At 73.9% G+C, this 15,183-nt stretch carries 21 protein-coding genes; 18 read left to right on the top strand and 3 right to left on the bottom strand.

Features of this window, described 5'->3' with window-relative positions; all coding sequences use genetic code 11:
• Positions 1–149: 149 nt before the first annotated feature.
• A complete protein-coding gene (locus OHB56_RS12880; RefSeq protein ID WP_406353330.1) occupies positions 150–395 on the bottom strand; it encodes an acyl-CoA carboxylase epsilon subunit in 246 nt (81 codons plus the stop codon).
• A gap of 313 nt (positions 396–708) precedes the next feature.
• On the bottom strand, positions 709–1,347 hold the full coding sequence (locus tag OHB56_RS12875) for an antibiotic biosynthesis monooxygenase (RefSeq protein ID WP_326752391.1): 639 nt from the start codon (positions 1,345–1,347) through the stop codon (positions 709–711).
• A gap of 172 nt (positions 1,348–1,519) precedes the next feature.
• Here OHB56_RS12875 and OHB56_RS12870 point away from each other — a divergent pair, with 172 nt between their 5' ends.
• The 9 genes from OHB56_RS12870 to OHB56_RS12830 all read left to right on the top strand — a co-directional run bounded on the left by OHB56_RS12870 (position 1,520) and on the right by OHB56_RS12830 (position 8,288).
• Positions 1,520–1,759 carry a hypothetical protein gene (locus tag OHB56_RS12870; protein ID WP_326752389.1) on the top strand — a complete coding sequence of 80 codons (240 nt, stop codon included), beginning with the start codon at positions 1,520–1,522 and terminating at the stop codon, positions 1,757–1,759.
• Positions 1,760–1,814: 55 nt separating this feature from the next.
• Positions 1,815–3,584 (top strand): acyl-CoA dehydrogenase family protein, encoded by a 1,770-nt coding sequence (locus OHB56_RS12865; protein WP_406353329.1) that lies wholly within the window; start codon positions 1,815–1,817, stop codon positions 3,582–3,584.
• 130 nt (positions 3,585–3,714) lie between these two features.
• Positions 3,715–4,515, top strand: coding sequence for a 4'-phosphopantetheinyl transferase superfamily protein (locus tag OHB56_RS12860; protein WP_326756977.1), 801 nt, complete (start codon positions 3,715–3,717; stop codon positions 4,513–4,515).
• A gap of 76 nt (positions 4,516–4,591) precedes the next feature.
• Positions 4,592–5,467 carry a thioesterase II family protein gene (locus tag OHB56_RS12855; protein WP_406353327.1) on the top strand — a complete coding sequence of 292 codons (876 nt, stop codon included), beginning with the start codon at positions 4,592–4,594 and terminating at the stop codon, positions 5,465–5,467.
• A 37-nt stretch (positions 5,468–5,504) separates the two neighbouring features.
• Positions 5,505–6,413 carry a BTAD domain-containing putative transcriptional regulator gene (locus tag OHB56_RS12850; protein WP_406353325.1) on the top strand — a complete coding sequence of 303 codons (909 nt, stop codon included), beginning with the start codon at positions 5,505–5,507 and terminating at the stop codon, positions 6,411–6,413.
• Between the two features lie 27 nt (positions 6,414–6,440).
• Entirely contained in the window at positions 6,441–6,710 is a 270-nt protein-coding gene (locus OHB56_RS12845) for an acyl carrier protein (protein WP_079034700.1), read from the top strand.
• Positions 6,707–7,450, top strand: coding sequence for an SDR family oxidoreductase (locus tag OHB56_RS12840; protein ID WP_326752385.1), 744 nt, complete (start codon positions 6,707–6,709; stop codon positions 7,448–7,450). Before OHB56_RS12845 ends, OHB56_RS12840 begins: the two co-directional genes overlap by 4 nt.
• Positions 7,450–7,839 (top strand): SchA/CurD-like domain-containing protein, encoded by a 390-nt coding sequence (locus tag OHB56_RS12835; protein ID WP_326752384.1) that lies wholly within the window; start codon positions 7,450–7,452, stop codon positions 7,837–7,839. The genes OHB56_RS12840 and OHB56_RS12835 overlap by 1 nt, the downstream gene beginning before the upstream one ends.
• The gene (locus OHB56_RS12830; RefSeq protein WP_326752383.1) at positions 7,836–8,288 is read left to right on the top strand and encodes a DUF1772 domain-containing protein; all 453 of its coding nucleotides are present in this window, start codon (positions 7,836–7,838) and stop codon (positions 8,286–8,288) included. The genes OHB56_RS12835 and OHB56_RS12830 overlap by 4 nt, the downstream gene beginning before the upstream one ends.
• 488 nt (positions 8,289–8,776) lie before the next feature.
• Here the strand turns inward: OHB56_RS12830 and OHB56_RS12825 are convergent, their stop codons facing one another.
• Complete coding sequence (locus OHB56_RS12825; protein WP_326752382.1) at positions 8,777–9,157, bottom strand: SchA/CurD-like domain-containing protein; 381 nt, start codon at positions 9,155–9,157, stop codon at positions 8,777–8,779.
• Positions 9,158–9,355: 198 nt separating this feature from the next.
• Here OHB56_RS12825 and OHB56_RS12820 point away from each other — a divergent pair, with 198 nt between their 5' ends.
• The 9 genes from OHB56_RS12820 (at position 9,356) to OHB56_RS12780 (ending at position 15,131) form a co-directional block, all read left to right on the top strand.
• Complete coding sequence (locus OHB56_RS12820; RefSeq protein WP_055631027.1) at positions 9,356–9,691, top strand: TcmI family type II polyketide cyclase; 336 nt, start codon at positions 9,356–9,358, stop codon at positions 9,689–9,691.
• Positions 9,688–10,125 (top strand): cupin domain-containing protein, encoded by a 438-nt coding sequence (locus OHB56_RS12815; RefSeq protein ID WP_055593197.1) that lies wholly within the window; start codon positions 9,688–9,690, stop codon positions 10,123–10,125. The genes OHB56_RS12820 and OHB56_RS12815 overlap by 4 nt, the downstream gene beginning before the upstream one ends.
• A complete protein-coding gene (locus OHB56_RS12810) occupies positions 10,122–11,408 on the top strand; it encodes a beta-ketoacyl-[acyl-carrier-protein] synthase family protein (protein ID WP_406353322.1) in 1,287 nt (428 codons plus the stop codon). Before OHB56_RS12815 ends, OHB56_RS12810 begins: the two co-directional genes overlap by 4 nt.
• A 2-nt stretch (positions 11,409–11,410) precedes the next feature.
• On the top strand, positions 11,411–12,631 hold the full coding sequence (locus OHB56_RS12805) for a ketosynthase chain-length factor (RefSeq protein ID WP_406353320.1): 1,221 nt from the start codon (positions 11,411–11,413) through the stop codon (positions 12,629–12,631).
• Positions 12,632–12,706: 75 nt separating this feature from the next.
• Entirely contained in the window at positions 12,707–13,171 is a 465-nt protein-coding gene (locus tag OHB56_RS12800; protein WP_055631024.1) for an SRPBCC family protein, read from the top strand.
• Between the two features lie 10 nt (positions 13,172–13,181).
• Entirely contained in the window at positions 13,182–13,637 is a 456-nt protein-coding gene (locus OHB56_RS12795) for a DUF1772 domain-containing protein (RefSeq protein ID WP_326752379.1), read from the top strand.
• Between the two features lie 78 nt (positions 13,638–13,715).
• Positions 13,716–14,471, top strand: coding sequence for an SDR family NAD(P)-dependent oxidoreductase (locus OHB56_RS12790; RefSeq protein WP_406353318.1), 756 nt, complete (start codon positions 13,716–13,718; stop codon positions 14,469–14,471).
• The gene (locus OHB56_RS12785) at positions 14,471–14,791 is read left to right on the top strand and encodes an antibiotic biosynthesis monooxygenase family protein (protein ID WP_326752377.1); all 321 of its coding nucleotides are present in this window, start codon (positions 14,471–14,473) and stop codon (positions 14,789–14,791) included. Before OHB56_RS12790 ends, OHB56_RS12785 begins: the two co-directional genes overlap by 1 nt.
• The gene (locus tag OHB56_RS12780; RefSeq protein WP_360042023.1) at positions 14,781–15,131 is read left to right on the top strand and encodes an antibiotic biosynthesis monooxygenase family protein; all 351 of its coding nucleotides are present in this window, start codon (positions 14,781–14,783) and stop codon (positions 15,129–15,131) included. Before OHB56_RS12785 ends, OHB56_RS12780 begins: the two co-directional genes overlap by 11 nt.
• Positions 15,132–15,183 lie beyond the last annotated feature (52 nt).

The raw sequence follows: 15,183 nt of genomic DNA, 5'->3' as shown, positions 1-15,183 counted from the left end.
TCTCGAAGGGCACTCGACCGCTGCTGGGCCGCCGGGCTCCCGGGGCGGGCGGCGGGCGGCCGGAACGCGCTCGGAGCGCGGTCGGAAGGGAAGCGGGAGGCGGCCGGCCGGGCGGGGGCGCCGCGGACCGGTGGAGCGCCGGCGGGCGGTCAGCGGGGCGCCGTCCAGCCGACGCGCGGGCGGCTGCGGGCGGGGGCGCCCCAGAGGGCCCGCGGGGCCTTGTCCGGGGCGCCGGCCTGCTGCTCCTGTGCCTCCAGTGCGCGCAGCCGGGCGAGGAGTACGGCGGTCAGGGCGGCGAGTTCGACGGCGTCGGGACGCCCGCGGACGACACGGAGGACGGGAGATCCGTCGGCCGTCGGCGGGGCGGGCGCGGTGGGTGCGATGGGCTCGTCCATGCCGCCGGATGGTGCCGCCGGACCCTCGAGAAGCACTCGGGGCCGGGCGGCGGAAAGGAGGGGCGGGACAGGCCGGAGAGACGAGAGGGAGCGCGGAGGGAGGGGAGGCGCGCAGGGGGCGCCGAGGGCGGAGAGGCGCGAGGGCAGAGATGCTCCGAGGACGGAGATGCTCCGAGGACGGAGATGTACCGAGGGTGGAGATGTACCGAGGGCGGAGAAGCACCGAGGGTGGAGAAGCACCGAGGGTGGAGAAGCACCGAGGGCGGAGAAGCACCGAGGGCGGAGGTGTGCCGGGGGAGGCGCCGAGGCCGGTTCAGGAGGCCGGCGGGGTGATCCGGTCGACGGGGTGGGCCTGTTCGACCGTGATGTGGGCCGTGGCGGCCAGCTTGGCGCGGTGGACCCTGTACCCCTCGCTCGTGCGGGCGTGTTCGCAGGCGGCGGCCTTCCGCCACCACAACAGGCCCGTGTACAGCCGCGGATCGGCCACCGAGCGCAGCAGGTCGCTGCCGCCGAAGGCCTCGTCCGACACGCACTGACCGACCAGTGAACCGAAGGCCAGTTCGAACCGCTCCGCGTCGCCCGTCACCAGAGCGCGGACCAGCACCAGCCGTTCGGCGTCGGACGGAGAGCCGTTCACGGCCATCCGGCCCACGCTGACCAGCAGTTCCGCCTCCGTACGGAGGGTGGTCGCGAGACCGCGCGGGCCGGCCGGCGCCGCCGGGTCCTGGTGCACCACCCGCAGCAGCCGGTCCAGGCCGGTCCACCGCTCGAGGTGCACGTACGCGCCGGGCCGGTCCGTCAGGGCCACCGTCACCCGGGAGACGAACCCCTTGCGGGACTCGCGGTGGCGGGCGTACCCGAGGAGTTCAGGCTCGAACACCGTCCTCGCCGCCTTGGTCGTGAAGCGTTCCACGACGGTCAGTTCCCGGTCGCCCTCGCGCTGGGACACCATCCCCACCCCCTCCTGGCCCCGTGTGCGTGCACCCCTGGGCGCATCCGACCACACCCCGCTCGAGTCCCGCTCGAGCACGGACGGAGCGCCCCGCACCCGAGAGTTCCTCGAGGATCCACCGAGCCGCACGCGCGACCGTGGCCTTCCCCGACGCACAGAAGGGACGGCACGCATGACCGCGTCCAAGACCCACGGCAGCACCGTCACCCGAGTCGTACGCGAGCGGCTGCTGCGGCCGATCTGGAACTCCCTGGTGGCTTACGGAGCGATCTGGCTTCCCCCCGATCAGAACCCGTTCTGGCAGCAGTACCGGTACGAGGCCGTACCGGAGCAGCGCCCGGTGACCCCGGAGCCCGTTCCCGGCGGGAACGACAGGACCGAGTCTGGCCGGACGACCTTGAGCGCGTCTTGAGCCGTGCCGGTCGCCCAGGGGCCCGCACGGGCCACGACGAGGACGGAGGAACGCCATGACCACGGCGGTGACCACGACGGTGGACCGGGCGGACTCCTCGGAAGCCGCCGTCCAGGAACGCATCGCCCGGCTCGAGCACGACTTCGGAGACCTCGACGACCCGGGCAACCCGCTCGGCGTCCAGCAGTTCCTCGCCGCGGACGCGGGCCGGCGTCTGCTGCCCGCCGCCGAACGGCTGCTCGACGCCTTCGGACTGAACGCCGAGTTCGTGCCCGGGGAGCTGGGCGGCCGACTCGACCGGCTGGACGCACTGGCGCGGGTGCTGCGCGTCGTGTTCCGGCGCGACGCGGCCCTCGGCCTCGGCCACGGGCTGACCTCGTACCTGGCCGCCGTCGTCGTCTGGGCGGGCGGATCCGCGCGCCAGCGCCGGGACACCGCCGGGCTGCTGCTCGACGGCGGCCGGATGGCCTGCGCCTACCCCGAGCCGCCCCAGGGCAACGACTTCCTGCGCAACCGGCTCACCGCGCTCCCGGACGGCACCGGCCACCGCCTCAGCGGCCGCAAGGAGGCCGTCAACAACGCGGGCCGCGCCGACGCACTCGTGCTGTTCGCGCACACCCCGGACGGGCTGAGCGCCTTCCTCGCGCCGGGCCCGGCGGACGCCGCGGGCCGGGGCCGGGAGGTGGGACTGCTGCCCCGCCGGCCGACGGCCGGAGTACGAGGCTGCGTCATCGAAGGGCTCGCCTTCGACCGGCACCCGCTGCCCGCCGGACACCTCCTCGGAGCGGCCGGGGACGGGGCCCGCCTCGCCGAGCGGGCCTTCCCGCTCACCCGGGGCGCCGGCCTGTCGATGGCGCTGGGCTGCGCCGACACGGCGCTGCGCACCACGGTCGCGTTCGCCCGCGCGCACCGCTCCCGCAGCCGCGCCTCCCTGCACTCGGCCCGCACCCGGACCGCACTGGTCGACGCCTTCACGGACCTGCTCGTCTGCGACTGCCTCTCACTCGTCGCGACCCGGGCGGCCCATGTGCTGCCCCGCGAGAGCCGGACGCTGGCCGCCGTCGCCAAGTACCTGCTGCCGACGGTCCTCAACGAGACGATGGACGACCTGTCGATCGTGCTCGGCGCCGAGTCCTACGCCCCGGACGGGAGCTACGGCGTCTTCCGCAGGACCGCCCGCGACCTGCCGATGATCGGCCTCGGCAGCGCGGGCGCCTCGGCGAGCAGAGCGGTGCTCGTCGCCCAGCTGCTGCGGCTGCCCTCGCTCACCGCGGCCGCCGCCACCGACGCGCCGGCCGTGCTGTTCCGTCCGTTCGACGCCGGCCTGCCGCCCTGCCGCCCCGAGGACCTCGAACTCACCTCCGACCGGGACTCGTTGCTCGACAGCATCGAGGCCTGGGCGCGGGACGCGGACGGCACGGCGTCCGGCGGGCGGAGTACGTACCGCGACGCGTACGGGGGCGCGCCGGCGGAGGCCGCCGCGGTCCTCGTGGCCCACCTGCGCGCGCTGCGCGCGGACTGCGCCGAACTCGCCGCCCGGCCCGCCGGCCACCCGGTCAGCCCCCGCGCCTACGCGCTGGCCGACCGGTACGCCCTGATCGTCGCCGGCGCCGCCTGCCTCGGCGTCTGGCGCCACCGCCCGCCCGGCGGCTTCCTGGCCGATCCGGTCTGGGCCGCCATGACGCTCACCCGCATCGCCGGCCGCCTCGGCACCCGGGCGGTCCGCCCGCCCGCGTCCGCCGCCGACCACATGCTCACCGAACTCCTGCACCGCTTCGACGACGCCCGCAGCTACGACCTGTACTCCACCGCGATCGGCCGTTAGGGGCTGTCCGACCCATCCCCCGGCCGGCGTTCCACCGGCCCCGGGTGCCCGGCGTCCGCGCCCAGAGGAGGGACGACCCCGTCATGCGATGTCTCGCTGAAATCCCCTGTGCCCAGAGGACGGTGGCGTGATGCGGTCCGTGCGGCAGCGGGGTCCGGGGGAGTCCTGGGGAGCCGTGTGCCGGGCCGTGGTGGAGCAGGGGACCTGTGTGGTGCACGCGCTGGTCGACGACTGGCTGCCCTCCGAGGGGCGGGACCCCCGTGCGCTGGCCGCCGACCTCGGGGCGGACCACGAGCGGTACGCGCGGATGCCCGCCTCGCGCAACCGGGACCGGTTCGTCGCCTCCCGGCTGCTGCTCAAGTCCGCGGCGAGTGCCGTCCTCGGCGCCCTGCCCCGCGAGCTGGAACTGGCGTACAAACCCGGCGGGCGCCCGTACCTGCGCGGCATCGACCAGCTCGACGTCGGGCTCAGCCACACCGACGGGCTGCTCGTCGTGGGCCTGACCCGGTTCGGCCGGATCGGCGTGGACACCGAACCGGCCGACCGCCGGATGCTGGAACTCGGCACCGAGCTCAAGGCCTGCACCCCGTTCGAACTGGAGGCCCTCGAGCGGGTTCCCGCCGAGCGGCGCAACCGCGAACTGGTACGGCTGTGGACGCTGAAGGAGGCCTACAGCAAGGCGATCGGCCAGGGACTGCGGTTCCGCTTCACCGAGTTCGGCTTCGGGCCGCAGGGCGAGCGGCTGAGCGTGCTGCGGCCCGACGGCACACCCGGAACCGGGCGGGAGTGGTCGTTCCACAGTTGGCTGGTCGAGGACGCCTACACCGTCAGCGCCGCCGTCCACGACCCGGGCTTCGGCGACCGCCCCCAGTCCGGCGCCGACCTGCCCCTGCTGCCCGTGCTCGTGGACCCGCGCTCCAGCGTCAGTTGAGCGGTGACCGAGGACCTGCGGTGACGCTTCGGTTCGCGCATCTGACCGAAAAGGTGCGGAACGAAGGGGGATCCGGGTGCAGCGCTATCTCGCGGTCCGGCCGGTGCCCGGCACGGGCATCCGGCTGTTCTGCTTCCACCACGCGGGAGCCGGAGCCCTGGCCTTCGCCGGCTGGCAGCGCAGGGTCGGCCCCGGCGTGTCCGTCCTGCCGGTACGGCTGCCCGGCCGGGAGACCCGGCGCCGGGAGGACCGGATCACCGACGGCGCCCGGTTGGTCGAGGAACTGCAGAACGACCTCGGCCCCCTGCTGGACGAGCCGCACGCGTTCTACGGGCACAGCATGGGGGCGCTGGTCGCCTACCGCTTCGCCCAGCACCGCGTGCGCACCGGACAGCGGCCGCCCCGGCTGCTGTCCGTCGGCGCCTGCTCCGCACCGCAGCTGCCCGCACCGCTGCTGCAGACCCTGCTCCGCCCCGAACTCCCCGACGAGGAACTGATCCTCTCCCTCGGCGGCCATGACAGCATTCCGGCGCCGCTGCGGAACCGGATCGGCTGGCTCACCGCCACCCTCGCCACCCTGCGGGCCGACCTGACCCTCGCGCAGGACCTGCGGCAGGCACCCGTCACCGGACTGCCCTGCCCCCTCGACGCCTACGCCGGAGAGGCCGACCCCCTGGTCCCGGCCACGGAGGTGCGGGCGTGGAAGCACTGCACCACGCACCGCTTCCGGCTCCGCCCCGTCCGCGGCACGCACTTCTTCGTACGGGGTCGTGACGTGCCCCGCGCGGTGGGGGAGGCCCTGCGGTCCGCCGGGGACCCGGCGACAGGGGCCGCCGCCGTGCCGACGGAGACCCCGCGGCCGGACACCGCGCGAGCGGACCTCGCGCGCCAGGACACCACCCGCCACGACGCGGCACCGCACCGGGCCGGCCCCCGGCCGGCTCACGGCTGATCCCGGCCGCCCCACGCAACGCGAAGGAGATCCGCGCATGGAAATCAGTGTGCTCGGCCCGTTCCGGGCCACCCTGTCCGGGGTGCCCGTCCACCTCACCGCCGTGAAGCCGCGCAAGGTCTTCGCGCTGCTCGCCCTCCAGGCGGGCCAGGTCGTCTCGGTGGCCTCACTGGTGGAGGAGGTGTGGGGCGAGAGCCCGCCCCGCAGCGTCCAGACCACCCTGCAGACGTACATCCTGCAGATACGCAACGCCATCGCCGCCGTACTCGGCGACGACGCCACCGGGGAGGGCGCCTTCCTCCCCAACGGCGCCAAGAGCGTCCTGGTCACCGAGCCCGGCGGCTACCAGCTCGACGTCCACGGGGGACTCCTGGACGCCCACGAGTTCGACGCCCTCGCCTCGGCCGGCCACCGTGCCCTGGACCGGGGCGAATGGCCCGACGCGTCCTCGTACTTCGGCCGGGCGCTGTCGCTGTGGCACGGCCGCGCGCTCGCCGACGTCCAGTGCGGGCCGCTGCTCGAAGTGGAGGCCACCCGGCTGGACGAGTCGCGGATGAGCGTTCTTCAGCGCCGGATCGAGGCAGACCTGAGGCTGGGCCGCCACCATGAACTCGTCGGCGAACTCTCCGGGCTCGCCGCCCGGCATCCGCTGCACGAGGCGATGCACGAGCAGCTGATGCTCGCGCTGTACCGGGTGGGGCGCCGCAGCGACGCCCTGACCGTCTACCGGCAGCTGCGCCGCTGCCTGAACCAGAGCCTCGGACTCGACCCCTCACCCAGCGTCGAGCAACTGCACCGCGCGGTGCTCGATTCCTCGCCGCGGCTCGACCTGGACACGGCGGCACGCGCGGCACACGCAGCACCCGAAACACACACAGCACACGCAGCACACGCGGTATCCGCGGCGACGCACGCCGCGGGCCCGCAACTGGCGAGGGCCAACTGACCCCTCAAGCAAGCGAGAGGAAGCATCGTGAGCGATATGACCCTGTCCGAACTCGGCGACCTGCTGCTGGAATGCGTCGGTGCCCCGGAGGAGGGCATGGCGCTCGAGGGCGAGCAGGCCCTCGACACCCCGTTCCTGGAGTTCGGCTACGACTCCCTCGCCCTGCTCCAGGTCACCAGCGTGATCAACCGCAAGTACGGCATCGTCCTCGACGACGACGCCGTCGCGGAGGCCGAGACCCCGCGGATGCTCCTGCGGATGATCGGCGTCGCGCCGCACGCCGGGGCGGTCCGGTGACCGCTGGGGCAGCGGCACGCCGTGTGGTGGTCACCGGCGGGACCAAGGGCATCGGCCGGGCGACGGCACTCGCCTTCGCCCGGGCCGGCGCCCGGCTCGTCGTCTCGTACGGGCACGACGACGCGGCGGCGAAGGAACTGGCCGCCGAGCTGGACGCGCTGGGCGCCGACGCCGAGACCGTCCGGGCCGACCTGACCACCCGAGAGGGCGCCGAGACGCTGGCCCGGACGGTCGTGGGCCGGTTCGGCGAGGGCGGCCTCGACGTCCTCGTCAACAACCTCGGCGTCGACGGGCACATGCCCTTCGAGCGGCTCACCGACGCCGAATGGCACCGCGTCACCGACCACAACACCACGTCCGCCTACCTGGTCACCCAGGCGCTGCTGCCGGCGCTCGCCGACGGCGCGTCGGTGGTCGGCGTCGGCGCCTCGGTGGCGCTCCGCGGCCGCCCCTTCGGCGTCCACTACAGCGCCTCCAAGGCCGCCCTGATCGGGTTCACCCGCGCCCTCGCCAAGGAACTCGGGCCGCGCGGCATCCGGGTCAACCTGGTCGCCCCCGGCGTGACCCGAACCGGCCTTGGGGACGGACCGCCGCCCCCCGTCGCGGAGAAACTCGCGGCGCTCACCGCACTGGGCCGGCTGGGCCGGCCCGAGGACGTGACGGGCGCGGTGCTGTTCCTCGCCGGGGACTCGGCCGCGTACGTCACCGGCACAACCATCGAAGTCGACGGAGGAATCTGATGCCCTACGCAGCCATCATGTACCGGGTCGAGCCCGGCCACGAGGACGAGATCGCCGACATCTTCACCCACTTCCGGCGCGTCGACACCCCCGACTTCACGGCCCAGGACGGTTCGGCGGCGGGCCGGCTGCTGGGCACCGCCGTGTTCGTCCTGGAGGACGTCGTCGTCCGGGTCATCCACTACGAGGGCGACTTCGCCGCGCTCGGCCGCCACATGGCCTCCCAGCAGGGGGTGCACACGGCCGAGGCCGCCCTGCAGCCGCTCCTCCTCGAACCGCGCGACACCAGCTCGCCGGCCGCGTTCGCGGAGTACTTCCGCAAGGCCACCATGCGCACGGTCGCCCAGTTCACCGTCGACACCCACCCCGCCGGGGCCGCGGCGTCATGACCGAGGTGCTGGGAGTCGCGGCCCTGATCGGCAGCGGCCTCACCGCCGGAGTGCTCTTCGCCGTCGCGCTGAGCGTGCTGCCCGCGCTCTTCGCGATGGAGACCGGCACCTACGTGTACGCACACCGGCTGCTGGGCCGGAACTGGGACCCCACGATGCCCGTCATCGTGCTGTCCAGCACCCTGGCCGACGGCGTACTGGCGGTGGCCGTCACCGGCACCGCACGGCCGCTCTTCGCGGCCGGCGCGGTCCTGCTGCTCGGCGTGTCCGGGGTGTCCCACCTGTGCAACGTGCCGATCAACCGCCGCGTCAAGGCGATCACCGACCCGGCGGTCCTCCCGCCGGACTGGGAGGACCCGCGCCCCCTGTGGCGCCGGTACCACTACCTGCGCACCGCCCTGGCCTTACTGGCTCTGACGGTCAACGCGGCTGCTCTGAACGCAATGTGACGCCACATCATGCCGAGGCCGCACCCCCGGATCCTCCGGGGGTGCGGCCTCGGCGTGTGCGTCCGGCCGGCAGGGCGCGGCGCGGGGAGGGCGAAGGCCGTGCCTCACGGCCGGGTGGGGGCACGCCATCGGCCCGCCCCCACCCGGCCGATGGCGTGCCCGGTACGGCCGAGCCGGACGGATTGGAGCCTGCCGGGGCCGGACGGATTGGAGCCTGCCGGGGCCGGACGGGCCGGAGCCTGCCGGGGCCGGACCGCCCGGCGGTTCTCGGCGGCGCGGACGGTCGAGGGCCACCATGGGCGGGCCCGGGGGTTCGTGGCGCCGCGAGGTGCGCCGGCCGGCCGGAAGCGCCGGCCCCGGCAGGCTGCCGTGGGACGCGAGGTGCGGGGCGCGGGTCCCGCGGATGCCGTGAGCCCCCCGCGCCCCATCCGCCCCCCGCCCCGCACACCCGGCCGGCCGGAGCTCCCGGGCCGGTGCCGGTCCGGGCTTCAGGCCGATGCCGGGACGTCCCGGGCCGAGATCTGGGCGACGGTGGTGAGCAGGCTGCGCCGGAAGGTGGCCACGAAGCCCTCGACCGTGTCCGTCTCCCGCGGACGGGTCAGGTACGGCTTCAGCTTGCGCTCCACCTCCTGGACGCCCGGCTGCGCCGCCATGTGCCGGGCGACGGCCTCCAGGTCGCCGGTGTACTCGATGACCCGGACCAGGGTGTCGTCGCGCAGGAACACCGCGGTGGCCACGATCGTGCCGGCCTGCCCGCCCGAGGCGTCCTCGACCCTGCTGCTCGGCACCCGCCTGAAGTTGCCGAAGATCTCCGTGAGCTCCTTCTCGTAGCCCGGCTTGATGTCGTACGTGATGGCCGCGAACGGCATGGCTGTCGCCCCTTCTCTCCGGGTTCCGGTGCGTCGTTGCCCGCACGTCGGGGGCCGGCGGGCGGCCGGTCCCCCTCCAGCACAGCCGCGCCGCCTCGGGCCCGGCTCGAACTCCCCTCGCTGGAGGGGATTTCGAGCGGCTCTCCAGACGGCGGTGCGACGTTCCCTGGCGACCACCGACCCGTTGGGAGGGACACCGTGCACCGCACCCTGATCGTCGCCAAGCTGCGGCCGGACAAGACGGACGACATCGCGAAGATCTTCGAGGACTCCGACTCGACCGACCTGCCGCACATGATCGGCGTCAGCCGCCGCACGCTCTTCAAGTTCCACGGCCTGTACTTCCACCTCGTCGAGGCCGACGAGGACATCGGCCCCCACCTCTACCGGGCCCGCAGCCACCCGCTCTACGACGACATCAACACCCGGCTCGCCGAGTGCGTGGAGCCCTACGACCCGGACTGGAAAGAGCCCAAGGACGCGATGGCCGACCCCTTCTACATCTGGACCAAGGACGGAGGGCGGATCCAGTGACCACCGCCATCACCCGCACCGTGAAGGTGGCCGCCGACGAGGTCGAGGCCAACACCAAGCGCGGCGGCGACATCCGCGTCACCCTCAGCCCCAAGACGGTCGGCTGCGGCTCCGGCTTCGGCGGCGTCATGACGCTCGAGCCGGGCGACTTCGTCACCGAGCACTTCCACCCGTACTCCGAGGAGTTCCTGCACGTCATCGACGGCCGGCTGGAGATGACGATGGACGGGCGGGAGGTCGTGACGCTCGGCCCCGGCGACTCCCTGCTGGTGCCGATCGGCGTCCGCCACCGCCTCGTCAGCACCGGCGACGTCACCGCCCGCTGCGCCTTCCACCTCTCCCCGCTCGCGCCCCGCCCCGAGCTGGGCCACGTCGACACCGAGCAGGCGCAGCGCCCCGAGCAGGCCAATCCGGACGTGGGCGGTGCCCGGTGACCCGACGCGCCGTCATCACCGGCATCGGCGCGGTCGTGCCGGGCGGGGTCGGCCGTGAGGCCTTCTGGCGGACGCTGTCCGAGGGGCGTACGGCGACCCGCCGGATCACCCTGTTCGACCCGGCGGCGTTCCGCTCGCAGGTCGCCGCCGAGGTCGACTTCGACCCGGCCGCCGCCGGACTGACCCCGCGTCAGATCCGGCGGATGGACCGGGCCGCGCAGTTCGCCGTGGTCTCCGCGCGGGAGGCGGTGGCCGACAGCGGTCTCACGCCGGCCGCCGTCGACCCGGAGCGCATCGCGGTCAGCCTCGGCAGCGCCGTCGGCTGCACCATGGGCCTGGAGGAGGAGTACGTCACCCTCTCCGACAGCGGCCGCAAGTGGCTCGTCGACCACGAGTACGGCGTACCGCACCTGTACGGCTACATGGTGCCGTCCACGCTGGCCGTCGAGGTCGCCTGGGAGACCGGCGCGGAAGGGCCGGTGGCCCTCGTCTCCACGGGCTGCACCTCGGGCCTGGACTCGATCGGGCACGCGGTGCAGCTCATCGAGGAGGGCTCGGCCGACGTGGTGATCGCCGGTGCCACCGACGCGCCCATCTCGCCCATCACCTCCGCCTGCTTCGACGCCATCAAGGCGACCACCCCGAACAACGCCGACCCGGAGCACGCCTCCCGCCCCTTCGACGGGGAACGCGACGGCTTCGTGCTCGGCGAGGGCTCCGCCGTCATGGTCGTCGAGGAACGCGAGGCGGCCCTCGCCCGGGGAGCCCGGATCTACGCCGAGATCGCCGGGTTCGCCGGCCGCAGCAACGCGTACCACATGACCGGACTCAAGCCGGACGGCCGGGAGATGGCCGAGGCCATCACCGTCGCCCTGGACCAGGCGAGGCTGGACCCGACCGCGCTCGACTACATCAACGCGCACGGCTCCGGCACCAAGCAGAACGACCGCCACGAGACCGCCGCGTTCAAGCGCAGCCTCGGACAGCACGCCTACGACATCCCGGTCAGCTCCATCAAGTCGATGGTCGGGCACTCCCTGGGCGCGATCGGCTCCATCGAGGTGGCCGCCTGCGCCCTGGCGCTGGACCGCCAGGTCGTGCCGCCCACGGCCAACCTGAAGACCCGGGACCCGCTCTGCGACCTGGACTACGTGCCCGTCACCGCACGAGAGCACGCCATGGACGCCGTGCTCTCCGTCGGCAGCGGGTTCGGCGGCTTCCAGAGCGCGATGGTGCTCGCCCGGCCCGGCACCGCCGCGGCCGCCGCGGGCAGAGGGGAGTGAGCATGACCGCGCAGGCCGCACCCGTCGTCACGGGACTCGGCATCTTCGCGCCCACCGGCATCGGCGTCGAGGCGCACTGGGCGTCGGTGCTGGCCGGCAAGTCCGGCATCGGCCGCATCGGCCGCTTCGACCCGTCCTCCTACCCCGTGCGGTACGCGGGCCAGGTGCCCGGCTTCGACACCGCCGGACACGTACCCAGCCGGCTGATCGCGCAGACCGACCACTGGACGCACCTAGCGCTGGGCGCCGGCGAGGCCGCCCTGGCCGACTCCGGCGCCGACCTCACGGCCGTCCCCGAGTACGAGATGGCCGTGGTGACCTCCTCGTCCTCCGGCGGCACGGAGTTCGGGCAGAAGGAGATGACCGCGCTCTACCAGCACGACCCCGGCTGGGTCGGCGCCTACCAGTCCATCGCCTGGTTCTACGCCGCCACCACCGGCCAGCTGTCCATCCGCCACCGCATGCGCGGCCCGTGCGGGGTGCTCGCCTGCGAGCAGGCCGGCGGGCTCGACGCCATCGGCCAGGCCAGGCGGCTGGTGCGGCGCGGCTCCCGGCTCGTCCTCACCGGCGGCACCGACGCCTCGCTGTGCCCGTACGGCCTGACCGCGCAGCTCTCCACCGGCCGGCTGTCCACCGTCCCGGACCCGGAGCGGGCCTACCTGCCCTTCGCCGCGGAGGCCTCGGGCCACCTGCCCGGCGAGGGCGGGGCGATCCTCGTCCTGGAGAGCGCCGAGGCCGCCGCCGGGCGCGGCGCGGACACCGGCTACGGCCGGGTCCTCGGCTACGCCGCCGGATTCGACCCGGCACCCGGCTCCGGCCGGCCGCGCGCCCTGCGCCGCACGGCCGAACAGGCCCTCGCCGACGCCGGGCTGGCACCGTCCGACATCGACGTCGTCTTCGCCGACGCCTCCGGCGTACCGGCCGACGACCGCGACGAGGCCGAGGCCGTCACCGCCGTCTTCGGCCCGCACGGCGTCCCGGTCACCGCGCCGAAGACGCTCACCGGCCGGCTGTACGGCGGCGGCGCCCCGCTGGACGTGGCCACCGCGCTGCTCGCCCTGCGCGAGGGCGTGATCCCGCACACCGCCCACGTGAGCGAACCGGCCCCCGGACTCACCGTCGACCTGGTCACCGGCGCCCCGCGGGAACTGCCGCTGCGGCACGCCCTGGTCCTGGCCCGCGGCCACGGCGGCTTCACCTCCGCCCTGGTGCTGGGCCGCTGAATCCACCGACACCGCTGAATCCACCGACACCGCTGTACCGACCTCCCCCGCCCCTACCGTCATCGAGGAGTTGTGATGGCCGGCCACACCGACAACCACATCGTCATCGACGCACCCATGGACATCGTCTGGGAGATGACCAACGACGTCCCCAACTGGCCCCACCTGTTCAGCGAGTACGCCTCCGCCGAGGTCCTGGAGCGCGACGGGGACACCGTCGTCTTCCGGCTCACCATGCACCCCGACGACGAGGGCAACGTGTGGAGCTGGGTCTCGAGGCGGACCGGCGACCCCGTCACCCGCACCGTGCGCGCCGAGCGTGTGGAGACCGGGCCCTTCGCCTACATGAACATCCACTGGGAGTACTCCGAGGAGCCCGGCGGCGGGGTCCGCATGCGGTGGATCCAGGACTTCCACATGAAGCCCCAGGCCCCCGCGACCGACGACGCGATGACCGAGCACCTCAACATCAACACCAAGGTGCAGATGGCGCTCATCAAGGAGCGCGTCGAGGCCGCGGCCCGCGTCCTCACCCGCTGAGGAGCACCCCGTGCTGAATGTCCTCGCCCCCGCGCTGCTGCTGCTCAACGGTCTCGCCGCCGGCGTCCTTCTCGGCACCCAGCTCGGAGGCTTCCCCTACCTCGCCTCGCTGCCCACCGACCGCTACGTGCACGCCCACGCCTTCTTCGGGCAGCGCTACGACCCGGCCATGCCGTTCTGCCTGGTCGGCACGGTCGCCCTGGACGCCGTCCTGGCCGTGGGCACCGCGGACACCGCGGCGCGCACCCTGTTCGCCGCGGCCGGGGTGCTCGCCGCGGCCACCGCCCTCATCTCGGTCACCAAGAACGCCCCGGTCAACCGGTGGATGCGGACCATCGACCCGGAGCACCTCCCGGAGGACTTCCGCGACCCGCGCCGCGAGTGGGGCGCCTGGAACCACCGGCGCAGCCTGCTCACCATCACCGCGCTCGTCGTGAACTGCGCCGCGCTCGGCTTCCTGCTCTGACCCACCCTGCTCCGACCCACCGTCCGACCCGCCCCACGCAGCGAGAACGTCGCGTACGACGATTACGGAGGAACACCCATGGATCTCGGCCTCAAGGGCAAGAAGGCCCTGGTCACCGGCGGCACCCGAGGTGTCGGCCGGGGCGTGGTGCTGGCGCTCGCCCGCGCCGGCGTCGACGTCGTCACCTGCTACCAGAAGGAGAGCGAGTACGTCACCTCCCTGGAACGCGAGCTGAAGGAGACCGGCGGCGACCACCACGTGCTGCGCGCCGACCTGTCCCGGCCGGAGGAGATCGCCGCCCTGCTGACCCGGGTCCGCGAACTGCACGGCGACCGCCTCGACCTGCTGGTCAACAACGCCGGCGCGATCAGCCACGTCCCGTACGCCGAGCTGCCGCTCGAGGAGTGGCTGCGCATCCTCAACACCAACGTCACCGGCGCCCACCTCGTCATCCAGCACGCCCTGCCGCTGCTGGGCGAGGGCTCCTCGGTGGTCTCCATCGGCTCCCGCGCCGTCGACGCCGGCATACCGCTGCGCGCCCACTACACCACCACCAAGGCCGCCCTGGTCGGCCTCAACCGCTCGCTCGCCAAGGAGTTCGGCCCGCGCGGCATCCGCTTCAACGTCGTCGCGCTCGGCGTCATCGAGACCGAGAACTTCCACGCCATGCCCGAGGAGCAGCGCAAGGTCATGGCCGAGCGCTACGGCGCCAAGACCGCCCTCGGCCGGCTCGGCACCCCCGACGAGGTGGCCGGCGCGATCATGTGGCTGGCCAGCGACCTGTCCCGCTACGTCACCGGCAACACCATCGGCGTCGACGGGGGGATCTCCTGATGGCCTTCCGCGTGATGCTGCGCATGGAGATCGAGCCCGGCAAGGAGTCCGCCTTCGAGCAGGCGTGGCTGGCGGGGACCGGCGCGGTCACCGGCCACCCGGCCAACCTGGGCCAGACCCTGTCCCGGGAGGACGGCCCCGGCAGCACCTACGTCATCGTCAGCGACTGGGTGGACGAGCCGCGGTTCCGCGAGTTCGAGGAGAGCCCGGCCCACCTCGAACACCGGGCCACGCTCCACCCGTTCCGCAAGGGCGGCACCTTCCACGTCATGGAGGTGCTGCACCGCGTCGAGGGAAGGGCGGCCGCCGATGCCCGGTGAGGGAGGCGCCGGTGCCGTGGGCGGGGGGCCGGGCGGCGGGGTGCGGGTCGTGGTCTACCAGGCCGCGTACGACGAGAAGGAGCTCGCCGCGGTCCGCGCCGCCTACCACCGGGTGAGCGAACGCCTCGCAAAGGTGCCCGGCATGCTCGGCAACGAGCTGCTGCGCAGCCCCCAGGACCCGAGCGCGCTCGCCGTGCTGAGCCGCTGGGAGTCGATGGAGGCCTTCCTGGCCTGGGAGGCCGGCGCCGACCACCGCCAGGACACGGCACCCCTGCGGCCCTTCCGCGACACCCGCACCGCCGCCCCCTTCGCCGTCTACGAGGTCGACGCCACCTACTGAGCACGGGCGCCCCGACGGGGCGCCCGTCGCCCGTACCGCCCTTCGTCCCGCA

This window comes from Streptomyces sp. NBC_01635 (assembly GCF_045209715.1).
Classification (GTDB): Bacteria; Actinomycetota; Actinomycetes; order Streptomycetales; family Streptomycetaceae; genus Streptomyces; species Streptomyces hirsutus.
This window is presented reverse-complemented; position numbering and strand designations above follow the sequence as displayed.